The sequence below is a fragment of the Microbacterium resistens genome, from assembly GCF_031456305.1.
GTDB classification, from domain to species: domain Bacteria; phylum Actinomycetota; class Actinomycetes; order Actinomycetales; family Microbacteriaceae; genus Microbacterium; species Microbacterium resistens_A.
Window position 1 is genome coordinate 69,589 of sequence record NZ_JAVDUM010000009.1, and the last position, 12,301, is coordinate 81,889.

Consider the following 12,301-nt stretch of genomic DNA (forward strand, 5'->3'; position numbering starts at 1 on the left):
CGTCAGTCCTCCACGTATTCCAGTCCGGCGGTCGCCAGGGGCTCGCGCATGCCGTACAGATCGAGCCCGAGCACCCCCTCGCGGAACTGCCGGCGCTTGGATTCCTCGTTGTCCTCGCGTCGCCGGCTGGCGTCCGCCACGGCCCCGACGAGATGACGGGGGACGACGACCACGCCGTCGACGTCGGCGACGACCACATCCCCCGGGGTGACCAGTGCGTTCGCGACGACGACCGGGACGTTCACCGCGCCGAGGGTCGCCTTGACCGTTCCCCGGGCGTTGACGGCGCGGGAGAAGACCGGGAACGCCATCCTCTCCAGGTCGGCGACGTCACGGACGCCGCCGTCGATGACCAGTCCCGCGCATCCGCGGGAGGCGAGGGATGTGGCCAGCAGCTCGCCGAAGAAGCCGTCCTCGCTCTCCGTCGTGCACCCGGCGACGAGGACATCGCCCTCCCGGACCTGCTCGGCGGCGACGTGGAGCATCCAGTTGTCGCCCGGCTGGAGCAGCACGGTCACCGCCGGGCCGCACAGCCGCGCTCCCGGGTAGGCGGGACGGATGTAGGGACGCAGGAGCCCCACCCGTCCCATGGCCTCATGGATCGTGGCGACCCCGAACGACGAGAGCCGGGCGACGTCGTCCGGGTCGGGACGCTCGATCCTGGTGCGGACGGTGCCGAGGTCGTTCAGACGCATGGGAGTCTCCTTCTTGCTAGAGGCCGCGGGCGGCCAGGGCGCGATCGAGACGCGGGTGGACCCGACGGGCGTTGCCCTCGAACACCTGCGCGCGCTGCGCGTCGGTCAGGTTCGCGGTGGCGTCGACGTAGCGCCTGGTGTCGTCGAAGTGGTGGCCGCTGCGCGAGTCGATGTCGCGGACGGCGCCGATCATCTCGCTCGCGAACAGGATGTTGGCGGAGGGCACGACCGTCGTCAGCAGGTCGATGCCCGGCTGGTGGTAGACGCAGGTGTCGAAGAAGACGTTGCCGAGCAGGTGCTCCTCGATCTCGGGCCGTCCCAGCGCCAGGGCAAGACCCCGGAAGCGACCCCAGTGGTACGGGACAGCGCCGCCGCCGTGGGGGATGATGATCTTGAGCTCGGGGAAGTCCCGGAACAGGTCGCCCTTCAGCAGCTGCATGAACACGGTCGTGTCGGCGTTCAGGTAGTGGTCGCCCGTGGTGTGGAAGGCCGGGCGGCACGAGGTGCTGACGTGCACCATCGCGGGGATCTCGTACTCGACGAGCTTCTCGTAGACCGGGTACCAGGATCGATCGGTCAGCGGCGGCGCGGACCAGAACCCGCCCGAGGGGTCGGGGTTGATGTTGACCGCGACCGCGCCGAGCTCCTCGACGGCGCGGGTCAGCTCGGCGACGGCCGTCACCGGATCCTCGCCCGGGGACTGCGGGAGCATCGCGCCGGGGAAGAAGCGGTCGGGGAACAGCTCGCCGACCCGGGCGCACAGGTCGTTGCAGATGCGGGCCCATGCCCGGCTGACGCCCAGATCCCCGATGTGGTGGGCCATGAACGACGCACGGGGGCTGAAGACGGTGACGTCGGAGCCGCGCTCGTTCATCAGCGCGAGCTGATTCGCCTCGATGCTCTCGCGGATGTCGTCGTCCCCGATGCGCAGTGCGGCGGGGTCGGGCGCCTCTCCCCTGCCGTCGGCGAACGCGATCTGCAGGTCGCGCCACGCCCCGAGCGCTGCCGGGGCCGTCGTGTAGTGGCCGTGGATGTCGATGATCAACGCGGGGTCCTCGTCGCTCAGAGGGTGGACGGTTGCGGAGCCTCATCGTCGGCGGCGACGGTGCGGTCCCGATGATCACGAAAGTAGGCCAGACCGCTTCTTCAGTCCAATAGATTCCACGGTCTCACTCCATAGATAGGATCGATGCGTGAGCCTCGCGGACCTCAACCAGCTGCGCACCTTCGTCGTGCTGTACGAGCTCCGCAGCGTCACCGCGGCCGCGGAGCACCTGCACGTCACGCAGCCGACCGTCAGCTACACCCTCGGCCGGCTGCGCCATCGATTCGGCGACGACCTGTTCCGACGACGCGGCCATGCCATGGAGCCGACGCCGCGGGCCACCCAGCTGTTCGGTCCGCTGCAGGAGGCCCTGGCCCAGATCGACGCGACCGTGGACGATGCCGACGCGTTCGAGCCGGAGAGCTTCCACGGTGAGCTGACGCTCGGGCTGACCTCGATCGGCGAGCAGACGTTCCTCCCGCCGATCATGGCGACGCTGGCGAACGGGGCAGCGGATCCGCGCCTGACGGTACAGCGGCTCGACGCGGACCGCATCGAGGAGGAGGTCCTCCGGGGAGCGGTGGACCTGGCGATCACGGTCTCGCAGCTGGGCAGCCCGCACCTGTGGCGCACCCGGGTGCGCAGCGTGGAGTACGTCGCGCTCTCCTCGGGCGCACGGCCCCTGCCGCCGACCGGACCGGACATGTTCGCGGGGCGCCGGTTCGTGCGGGTCTCCTCCCGCGGCGGTCACGTGTACCCCCTCCAGGCGCTGATCGAGCACGGCCTGATGCCGCAGGTCGCCCTGACCGTGGAGGGCTACGCCACGGTGCCTGCCGTCCTGGTCGACACCGACCTTGTGGTGTTCCTCCCCCGTCACGTCGCGGAGGTGTTCCGCGGCTGGTTCCCGGCCCTGCGGATCACGGAGCTGCCCTGGCCCGGGCAGAGTGCGCCGGTCACGCTCTACACCCGACGGGAGGCGAGCCTGTCGCCCGTCCAGCGCTGGTTCCGCTCCTTGACCCTCGACGCGGTGGCCTCCGACGAGTTCCCGCGGGACGACCGGGGTTAGCGGCCCCGACCGCGCCAGCTCGCCTTCGCGGGGAAGACGGGGCTGCGCACGTGGATCGCCCAGGACGAGTGCGGGTGGATCGACAGGAGCGCCCGCTCCCATCGGGCACGGGCGTCCTCGGACAGCCGCGGCAGGACGGCGTCCTTGTCGGCGTCGTCCTCGGGCGTCGGACGCAGCGCCTTCCAGATCAGCTGGACCTCGGGGGCGCCGGTGGGGAGGCCGGCAATGTCGAGGACGGCGACATCCCACGGCAGCTGCAGACGCGGGTCGCGCCGGTACATCCAGGCGCGCTCCGCGCCGTCCTCGACGTTCACCTGCAGGGTCCACACGCCCGCACCGTCGTCGTGGATCCACACGCGCTGGAGGTCGGCGTCCTCGTCCATCGCCGACACCTTCTGCCAGCAGCCGTCTCCCGCCTCGGCGGGCGCCCAGGCGCTGAGACCCGCGGGCAGCACGTCCAGGAGCACCGCCAGGTCGTGACGGATCGTGCTCACGCTCGTTCGCGGACGCTCCTGCACGGCCCTCCCCAGCCAGTGGTCCAGGGCGGTGCCGCCCGAGAGCCACCAGCGGACGGGAGCGCGCGCGAACAGCTCGGCGGCGGAGGAGGGATCGAGCGGCGCCCACCGCGTCGCGGAGGTCGGTGCGGGGATGTCCATGGCGCAGGCTATCGCGAACAGGCCCGGGACACCGCCGTCCGCGCGGCGTCCCGGGCGAGGAGGAGCGTCATGCCCTGAGCAGGATCCTGATCGGGCTCCCCGTCTTGGTGCGGAGCCTGTCGATCGCCTCGGCGAAGTCCTCCAGCGGCAGGATCGCCGAGATCGACTGCGACAGATCGAGACGACCGTGCCGGATCAGCGAGACGACCTCCTCGATGTGCCGGGTCGCGAGACCGTGGTGCCCGATGATCTGCCTGCCGGATCGGACCAGCTGGGGCGAGGAGTCGATCACGAGCGGGGTGTTGGGGATTCCGACCAGGACGAGCCGTCCATGACGCCCCAGCGCGTCGAACGCCTGCTGCTGGATGCTCGCGTGGCCGAAGAAGTCCATCGCGACGTCGAGGCCTCGACCGTCGGTGAGGGCGCTGAGGCGCTCCTCGAACCCGTCCTCACCCGGATCGAGGGCGGCGTCGGCCCCGCGGTCGAGCGCGCGCTGGCGTGCGACCGGGTTGGGGTCGATGGCGACGATCGGTGCGGCTCCGATCAGCCGGAGGAGCTGCACGGCGTGATAGCCCAGCCCTCCGAGGCCCCAGACGCCGACGGCCTCGGTGGGACGCACCCGGCCGGAGTCGGTGATCGCCGCCCAGGGGGTCGAGACGGCGTCCGGGATGATCGTCGCCTGGTCGAGGGGGATGCCCTCTGCGCTCACGAGATCGTCCTGGCCGACGACGATCTCGTCGGCCCATCCCCCGTCGCGATGCACTCCGACGATGTGGACGATCCCGTCCCGCTCGCCGACGGGGCTGACGATCGCAGGATCCCCGACCGTCCAGCGGGTGACCTCCGTACCCACTTCGCTGACCGTCCCCGACAGCTCGTGGCCGAGGGTCAGCTCGTCCGGCATTCCCGGGGCCCGCTCGCCGTCGATGTAGTGCAGGTCCGACAGGCAGATCCCTCCGTAGGTGATCGCGAGCCGCACGTCCTTGGGACCGACCTCGGGGCGGGGGACCTGCGCGAGGACGGGAGGGCGGTCGACGACGAGCCTCACCGCGCGGATGGTCTCCGGTGCTTCCTGGGACATGGACATGCTCTCTCCTTCGATGTGCACGTCATCGCCGCCGAAGCCCGGCGGCGATGTTCTTCGCCACGATGCGGCCGAAGACGGCGCCCTTCCCGAGGGAGGTGCCGGTCATGTAGGCCTTGCCGTGGAAACCTCCGGTGACCTCGCCGATCGCGTACAGCCCCGGGATGACCCTCCCGGTGACCGCACGGACCTCGCCGAGCGGGGTGATCGTCAGCCCGCAGTAGGTGCTCGTCATGAGCGCCTTCGCGGGGTAGGCGTAGAACGGGCCGGTCTGCACCGGGACGAGGTCGCCGACGCCGTTGCAGAGGTGCGTCCGCCCGTGCGGGTCCTCGTCCCCCTCGGCGATCGTCCGGTTGTACTCGGACACGGTCCGGCGGAGCGCGTCGACACGGATGCCGCACACCTCGGCCAGCTCCTCCAGGGAGTCGGCCTTGTGCACGTGACCCAGTCCCTCGAGGAAACCGATGTCGTTGAGCGGGACGCCGGGATGAGAGCGCGCCCGCACCCCGGCATCGAAGATCTGGTACCCCAGCCCTTCCGGCTGACCCAGCACGGCGGCGCCGATGGTCTTGTACGAGAGCGACTCGTCGACGAACCGCTGTCCGTCCTTGTTGACGATGATGGCCCCCAGGTAGAACGCCGTGAGGAGCTCGTGGAAGTCCTCGCCGGTGTCGGGGTGGGAGCCGTAGGTGGCGGCGATGTAGGCGACGTCGGCCAGCCCCGCGCCGAGCGCCCATGCCATGCGGAGCCCGTCGCCCGTGTTGGCCTTGCCGCCGTAGGGAATGGCGGCGAGCTGGTCCGGGGCGAAGAGACCGAGGAGCTCGGCGCTCCGGCTGAAGCCGCCCGAGGCGATCACCACGCCGCCCCGGGAGCGGAGGCACACCTCGCCGTCCGGCGCCACCGCGTCCACGCCGACGACGCGCCCCTCCTCATCCGTGTGCAGGCTCGTCCCCTCGTGCTCGAGCAGGAGGGTGCCGCCGGCCTGGAGGAACCGGGCGGTCAGAGCGCGGAGAAGGTCGCGGATGGCCGTGAGGTGCGACCGCGGCGCAGACTGTCCGGAGCTCAGCTCCAGCACCGTGAAGTCCGCACCGTGCTGCTTCAGCCAGTGGTACGTGTCGTCCTGGTTCTCGAGGTAGGCGGCGAGCAGAGCGGGATCGCTACGATGCCCTCCTGCCTCCCGCAGGTCGTCCAGGAAGAGCTCCGCGGAGTCCTCCACGCCCTCGGCCGCCTGCTCCGCGGTGCCGGAGAAGGCGAAGAAGCCGCCGCTCATCGCGGAGGAGCCGCCCACGTCCGCCGTCTTCTCCAGCAGCGCGACGCGGAGTCCGCTCTCGGACGCCGACGTTGCGGCGACGAGGCCGGCGATGCCCGCACCGAGCACGATCGCGTCGTAGTCCGTGGTCTCTTCTCGCATCGTCATGCGTGGATCTCCTCATGCTCGGCGGTCGGGATCGCACCATCGGGGGCCTGCGTCGTGTCGGCGTCCTCACCGACGAGGAAGCGGGTGAAGAACTCGGTGAGCCTCGTCGGATCGTCGAAAGCGATCACATCCGCAACATACTGGTCCGGACGGACGAGGACCGCGGCTCCCGCGCGCCGGTCGATCCCCCGCGCGCGGTAGATGTCCTCCCCGCCCGCCCTGGTCGCCGCGGTGAAGCACTTCTCGTAGTCGACCAGATCGAGAGCGCCGACGCGGGGGCGCAGCACCGGGGGCAGGCGGTCGATGTCCACGTCCGGATGGGGGCGCTGGAGGATCCCGCGGACGTCGAGCGCGCCCGCGCCGCGACGACCGGACAGGCCGAGAGCGGAGAGGCCGGGGGCGGTGAGGCCGGGGGCGGTGAGGCCGGGGGCGGTGAGGCCGGACTCCTCCACCCGCCGGAGAAACTCCTCGAAGCCGCCCTCGTCCTCGCCCGCGAAGGCGTAGAGGCGCCAGCGCCCGTCCGCCTTGGCGACGTGCCCCAGCTCGACGGTCCGCGCGTCCGCGACGCGCGTCACGGGTGCGGAGTGGAAGCGCGTCCCGATCTCGAACCCCTCGGCGAGATGCTGATGCCGCGAGTCGTTGACGAGGAGCGATGGCCGGTACCGTGTCGCCACCCCGGCCGTGTACCTCCCCTGCCTCACGAAGTGCTCCTGGAGCACCGTCGGGTCGACGCCGCCGCGCTCCGGGTGCGCGGGGTCGAAGGGGGCGCCCGCCATCAGCTCGGACCACTCGCGGTCGAACTCGATGAGCTCCCGCGCGACGGGCAGCCGCTCGGCCGAGTAGGTCGAGAGCAGCTCGTGCCTGCTCTCCCCGCGGATCACCGAGGCGAGCTTCCAGCCGAGGTTGAACGCGTCCTGCATGGACACGTTCATCCCCTGTCCCGCCTTCGCGCTGTGGGTGTGGCACGCGTCCCCTGCGATGAACACGCGAGGGATGCGTGCGACCTCGCCCTGTGCGTCCGTCGCGTCGTCGAAGGATCCGGCCAGTCGCTGGGCGACCTCGTAGACCGAGGACCAGACGACCTCCTTCACCTCGAGCGCATAGGGGTGCATGACGGCGGCCGCCTTCTCCGCGATCTCGGCCGCGGACATCGATCGCAGCCGGTCCCGGTTCTCGGCCGTGACCTCGCCGAGGTCGACGTACAGCCGCACGAGGAACCCGCCCTCCCGGGGGATCAGCAGGATGTTGCCGTTCTCGCCCGACTGGATGGCGGCCTTCAGACGGATGTCGGGGAAGTCCGTGACGGCGAGGGCGTCCAGCACCCCCCAGGCGTGGTTTGTGGCATCGCCGGAGAGCACGCCGCCGATGGCCTTGCGCACCGCGCTCCGCGCGCCGTCGCACCCGATCAGGTACCGCGCCCGAACGGTCACGAGGTCGTCGGCGCTCGTGCCGACCCGGCGGAGCCGGACCTCCAGCGGGTACTCCTCCCCGTCCTGGCGATCGAGGGAGACGAACTCGAGCCCGTAGTCGGGCGCGAGCCGCGAGGGGCTGCGACGCATCGCCTCCAGCAGGTAGTCGTGGACCCGCGCCTGGTTCACGATGACGTGCGGGAACTCCGACAGCCCGTCCTCGGTGTCCTTCACACGACCCGTCCGCACGACCCTGCCCCGATCGGCCGGGTCCGGCCGCCAGAAGACCGTCTCGTTCACCCAGTACGCCTCGGACAGCAGCTGAGCGCTCAGGTCGAACGCCTCGAACATCTCGACCGTGCGACAGGCGATGCCATCGGCCTGCCCCATCTGCAGAGCGCCAGGGCGGCGCTCGACGATCCTCGTGGTGATCTCCGGGAACCGCGACAGCTGGGCGGCCAGGACCAGTCCCGCAGGACCGGTCCCGACGATCAGCACGTCCACCTCCTCAGGAGCGTCGTCCCTGGGCGGGAAGGACGGGTCCACCGGGGCGACCGTCGGGTCGCCGGCGTGGAAGCCGTCGGCGTAGTACTGCATGGGGGTCCCTTCTGCGTGCGGACGGGTGCGAGGCCGGATGCGCGTCGCTCAGGCGACGGGCGCGGCCTGTCGGACGTCTTCGGCGCTGTCGGACGCATGGTCCATGTCGGTCGCACGGCCGCGCGTCTCGCGGACCAGCGCGACGACGACGATGCCGATCAGCGCGAGCCCGCCGGCGAGCCCGAGCAGGTAGTACGGCGCCGCGCCGCCGGCGCTCGCGATGAGGCTGACGCCGATCAGCGGGATGACACCGCCGCCGAGGCTGCCCGCGACCTCGCGGCTCAGCGTCATCCCGGTGATCCGCCCCTCCGTCGTGAAGATCTCGGTGCCCCAGCCGTTCACACCGGCGTTGACGCCCGCGTTGGAGAGCGCGAGCGCGATGAACATCACCACGAGGAAACCGATGGCGTTCCCGTGCCCGACGAGGAGGAAGAGGATCGCCGCGGCGATCACCGCCCAGACGAACCCGGCGATCATCACCGGGCGCCGGCCGATGCGATCGGAGAGTGCCCCGTACAGCGCAACAGTGACGAAGCCGCCGATGGCGCCGAAGAGCGTGCCGTTGCTCACGTCGATCGGAGCGAGGCCCAGCGTCCCCGCCGCGTAGGAGGCGGCGAGCGCCTGGAAGAAGTAGGAGAGCCCGTTGCCGCAGAAGTACACGATGCCCAGGAGGACCATCGGCTTCCAGCTCGTGCGGAACACCTGGATGAGCGTCGTGCGCTCGACGATGCCCGCGGCCTTCTTCGCCACGAAGGCCGGGGTCTCCTCCAGGCCGAGGCGGACGATGATCCCGACGATCACCACGACGAAGCCCGCGAGGAACGGCACCCGCCATCCCCAGGTCATCAGGTCCTCCTGCGGAAGCCCGACCACCAGGCGGAACGCGAGGGCCGAGAGGATCAGACCCGCGAAGTTCCCCATCGCCGGAGCCGCGGCCCACAGCCCGCGACGCTCGGGGCGCGCGTACTCCGCCGAGACAGTGATGGCGGTTCCCACCTCGGCGCCGGCGGCGAAGCCCTGGGCGAGCCGGAGGACGAGCAGCAGGATCGGGGCGGACGCGCCGATCTGGGCGTGCGTGGGCAGGAGGCCGATCGCGGTCGTCGCGATCCCCATCACCAGCAGCGTGCCGACGAGGACGGTCTTCCGGCCGAGCCGGTCTCCGATCCGCCCGAAGACCAGCGCGCCGATCGGCCGGGCCAGGAACCCCGCGGCGAAGATGCCGAGGGACTGGATCGTCGCGACCGCAGGCGAGGAGTCCACGAAGAAGATCTGCTGGAAGATCAACGCGCTGTACAGCGTGAACAGCGTGAAGTCGTACCACTCGAGAGTGGTGCCGATGAGTGCGGCGACCGCAGCACGGGCCGGGTTCGCCTTCTTGGGCGTTCGAGTCGTCGTTGACACGGGATGTCCAATCCTGGAAGTGATATCGGGGGGCAACGTCGGGACTGTCGGGAGAATCGGGAGATCGGTCGCCTGACGTTGGTTGCAATGATGGGTCGGCCCACGTCCGGAACCTCCCGTTTTCTGACTGAAGGAAAAAGCGAGAGGCGCCCGTGGCGCCGCTGTTAGCGTGCAGATGCGCTCGACGACGAGCGCCCCGACATGCAAGGGGTATATCAATGAAGTTCCACCATGTCGCCGTCTTCGTGAGCGACGCCGACCGCGCCATCGCCCTCTGGCGAGACGTCCTCGGATTCTCCGTCGTCGTGGATCGCACGATCCCCGACCTGGACGCGGGCGACCAGTCCCGGATGGGACAGGCACTGCTCGACGACATCTTCAAGGTGGAGGGCGCGACCTCCCGGATGGTGCTCCTCCAGTCCGACGACGGGGCGATGATCGAGCTGCAGCAGCCGTCCGTCCCCGCGATCGTCCGCACCCCGCCGGAGACCCTCCAGTACGGGCACACCGGGATCCACGAGGTCGCGTTCCTCGTGGATGACATCGACGGCTGGTTCGAGAGGATCAGGGCCGCCGGCTACCGGACGCAGACCGAGTACGTCTGGACCTGGGGAGTGACGGGCAAGTCGTTCCTCTTCTACGACGACGACGGGAACATGATCCAGTTCAACTGGCAGCCCCGCAGCTCCGTGCCGGCGTGGCGTCCGTGAGGAGATGACGATGGCCAAGTCCTACATCTTCGTGCGCCGCGGTGCGGTGTACGACAGCGCCCGCTATGAGGCGTACCGCGAGCAGATCGTCCGGCTCCTCCCCCGCTTCGGCGGGCGCTACGTCGTCCGCGGCGCGGAGGAGGAGCACCTGGAGGGGGAGTTCGAGCTCCGCCGGGACGCGGTCCTCGAGTTCGGCAGTCCCGAGGAGCGGAGACGCTTCTGGGACTCCGAGGAGTACGCGCGGCTCAAGGAGCTGCGCGCGGGGGCGGTCGACGTGCACGTCGTCGCGCTCGACGGCTACGAAGAACCATCCGAGGAGGAGAAATGACCGACGCATCCCCGCGCCCCACGTTCGTCCCGGCGCTCTACCACCCCACCATCGCCGTCAACGACCTCGACGCCGCCCGCGACTGGTTCCGTCGCGTGTTCGGCCTCCGGCCGCTGCGATGGGAGGAGACGCTCGATCTCAGCCTGCTCAAGCCCGACTACCCCACGAACTACTCCTTCTTCGCGTTCATCTCCGACATCCACTGGGTGTTCCTCTGCCCGCCGCTCCACGCCCGGGGCTCGCTCACGGGGCAGACGCGCTACAAGGACGTCCCCGACGGGATGATCGGGCTCGGCTGGTACACGAACGACGCGGAAGGCGTGTTCGCCCTCCTCTCCGATGCCGGCATCCGCAGCCACGATCAGCAGGGCGCGCTCATCACGTCCGAACGGCCGCCCGTGTCGTCCTTCGCCGAGGACATCCTCACCGGGTTCACCGAGCCCGCCGACACCGGGATCCGTTACGAGTTCCAGCAGACGGGCAGGCGACACTGGGAGAAGTACTCCCAGGAGGCGGACCCCCGCCTCCGTGCCGACTGGAGGGGTCCGGTCTCCGACCCCGGAGACCCACTAGGGCTCCTCCTCACCTCGCACCACACGATCGCCACGAACGACCCCGCCCGCGTCCTTCGGCTCTACGTGGACCTGCTCGGCGCCACGATCGTGGCCACGGGGCGGAACGAGGACCTCGGCACGGACAGCACCTTCGTCCGCCTCGCCGACACCGTCCTGGAGTTCACCGTCCCCGAGCCGGGCACGGCGCTGGCCGCGCGCGTCGCCGAGGGGAAGGACGCCTACCTCGGCGTGACCTACCTCGTCGAGAGCGCCGACCGCGTCCGCGCGCACCTGCAGTCGGTCGGGCTGACCCCGCAGGACATCGGTGGCGGCGGTGTCCGGATCACCCCCGCCGAGGGATTCGGCGCCGACTGGCGCTTCGTCGAGGCCGCGCCCTACCCGCTGGACCAGAGGCGCCTGCCCGACTTCGGCTGATCCGGCCTCGGCTGATCCGGCGTCTGCCCCGGCGGCCGATCCGGCGGCGTCCTCACGCCGGATCGGCCGCCGCGAGATCGCGACAGACGCCGAGAAGGGCGTCGATGACGCGCTCCCGCAGGGCCGGTGTCAGACGCGAGGAGGGGAAGGACACCGAGATCGCCCCCACGTCCTCCCCTCCTCTGCGCACCACCGCGCCCACGGCGTGGACGCCCGTCTCCGTCGCCTCGCTGTTGAGCGCGAAACCCGCTCTGCGCACCTGTGCGAGCTCGCCCAGGAGGGCGTCGACCTCCCCGTCCGTCAGCTCGCCGTCGTAGAGACGGCGCACCTGTGCCTCGGGCAGCTCCGCGAGGAGCGCCCGCCCGCCCGAGGCGAGACGGGCGGGCAGGACCGACCCCCTCCTGTCACCCACGCGCAGGATGTTCTCGCTCTCCACCGAGCTGAGGAACCTCACGTTCGCCCCCACCCTGATCATCAGGTTGGCCGTCTCCCCCGTCTCCGCGGACAGCCTCTCCAGATACGGCTGCACGACGTTCTTGAACCCGAGGCCGCCGCCGGGCTGGACCGGCTGCTCCCCCATCGCGGGGCCGGGGACGTAGACCCGGGACTCCTCCTGGATCGCGAACCCCCGATAGACCAGCATCGCGATGAGGCGATGCGCGGTCGACACCGAGACCCCCAGCTCCCTCGACGCGTCGGTGATCCGCAGCGAGCCGTTGTCCCTGAGCATCTGCAGCAGCTGCAGGGCACGGTCCACCGACTCGACCGCGTAGGGCGGCCGCCTCCCCAAAGTTTTCCGCATGACAGAAGTATGGCAGCACGCGAGGGACGCGGAACCTCAATGCACCCCGACGGGTTTTCCCCGATATCCAGCGGGAGGCGCCCCAGTGCGCCGCGATCCGTT

Annotated in this window: 12 protein-coding genes; 4 read left to right on the forward strand and 8 right to left on the reverse strand. The window is 70.5% G+C overall.

Annotated features, from left to right (window positions below; all coding sequences use genetic code 11):
* Positions 1-2: 2 nt before the first annotated feature.
* Both ligK and J2Y69_RS10950 read right to left on the reverse strand, forming a co-directional pair.
* Positions 3-695 carry a 4-carboxy-4-hydroxy-2-oxoadipate aldolase/oxaloacetate decarboxylase gene (gene ligK, locus J2Y69_RS10945; protein WP_310020545.1) on the reverse strand — a complete coding sequence of 231 codons (693 nt, stop codon included), beginning with the start codon at positions 693-695 and terminating at the stop codon, positions 3-5.
* Between the two features lie 16 nt (positions 696-711).
* Entirely contained in the window at positions 712-1,740 is a 1,029-nt protein-coding gene (locus J2Y69_RS10950) for an amidohydrolase family protein (protein ID WP_310020547.1), read from the reverse strand.
* A 148-nt stretch (positions 1,741-1,888) separates the two neighbouring features.
* Here J2Y69_RS10950 and J2Y69_RS10955 point away from each other — a divergent pair, with 148 nt between their 5' ends.
* Positions 1,889-2,806: a LysR family transcriptional regulator gene (locus J2Y69_RS10955; RefSeq protein WP_310020549.1), complete on the forward strand. Its 918-nt coding sequence runs from the start codon at positions 1,889-1,891 to the stop codon at positions 2,804-2,806.
* Here the strand turns inward: J2Y69_RS10955 and J2Y69_RS10960 are convergent.
* The 5 genes from J2Y69_RS10960 to J2Y69_RS10980 all read right to left on the reverse strand — a co-directional run bounded on the left by J2Y69_RS10960 (position 2,803) and on the right by J2Y69_RS10980 (position 9,370).
* Positions 2,803-3,462, reverse strand: a complete 660-nt coding sequence (locus tag J2Y69_RS10960; RefSeq protein WP_310020551.1) for a hypothetical protein — start codon at positions 3,460-3,462, stop codon at positions 2,803-2,805. The two genes, J2Y69_RS10955 and J2Y69_RS10960, sit on opposite strands and share 4 nt — an antisense overlap.
* 67 nt (positions 3,463-3,529) lie before the next feature.
* Positions 3,530-4,549: a zinc-binding dehydrogenase gene (locus J2Y69_RS10965; protein ID WP_310020553.1), complete on the reverse strand. Its 1,020-nt coding sequence runs from the start codon at positions 4,547-4,549 to the stop codon at positions 3,530-3,532.
* A 22-nt stretch (positions 4,550-4,571) separates the two neighbouring features.
* Positions 4,572-5,963, reverse strand: a complete 1,392-nt coding sequence (locus tag J2Y69_RS10970) for an FAD-dependent oxidoreductase (protein ID WP_310020556.1) — start codon at positions 5,961-5,963, stop codon at positions 4,572-4,574.
* Complete coding sequence (locus J2Y69_RS10975) at positions 5,960-7,969, reverse strand: FAD-dependent monooxygenase (RefSeq protein WP_310020558.1); 2,010 nt, start codon at positions 7,967-7,969, stop codon at positions 5,960-5,962. The genes J2Y69_RS10970 and J2Y69_RS10975 overlap by 4 nt, the downstream gene beginning before the upstream one ends.
* Before the next feature lie 48 nt (positions 7,970-8,017).
* Complete coding sequence (locus tag J2Y69_RS10980; RefSeq protein ID WP_310020560.1) at positions 8,018-9,370, reverse strand: MFS transporter; 1,353 nt, start codon at positions 9,368-9,370, stop codon at positions 8,018-8,020.
* Between the two features lie 218 nt (positions 9,371-9,588).
* Between J2Y69_RS10980 and J2Y69_RS10985 the strand changes: the two genes are divergently transcribed.
* From J2Y69_RS10985 to J2Y69_RS10995, 3 genes are read left to right on the forward strand one after another with little or no spacing between them, the layout of a single operon-like run.
* On the forward strand, positions 9,589-10,080 hold the full coding sequence (locus J2Y69_RS10985) for a VOC family protein (protein ID WP_310020562.1): 492 nt from the start codon (positions 9,589-9,591) through the stop codon (positions 10,078-10,080).
* Positions 10,081-10,090: 10 nt separating this feature from the next.
* Positions 10,091-10,408, forward strand: coding sequence for a DUF1330 domain-containing protein (locus J2Y69_RS10990; protein ID WP_310020564.1), 318 nt, complete (start codon positions 10,091-10,093; stop codon positions 10,406-10,408).
* Complete coding sequence (locus J2Y69_RS10995) at positions 10,405-11,397, forward strand: VOC family protein (protein WP_310020566.1); 993 nt, start codon at positions 10,405-10,407, stop codon at positions 11,395-11,397. Before J2Y69_RS10990 ends, J2Y69_RS10995 begins: the two co-directional genes overlap by 4 nt.
* A 52-nt stretch (positions 11,398-11,449) precedes the next feature.
* Here J2Y69_RS10995 and J2Y69_RS11000 read toward each other — a convergent pair whose 3' ends face one another.
* Positions 11,450-12,199 carry an IclR family transcriptional regulator gene (locus J2Y69_RS11000; protein WP_310020567.1) on the reverse strand — a complete coding sequence of 250 codons (750 nt, stop codon included), beginning with the start codon at positions 12,197-12,199 and terminating at the stop codon, positions 11,450-11,452.
* Positions 12,200-12,301: the final 102 nt, after the last annotated feature.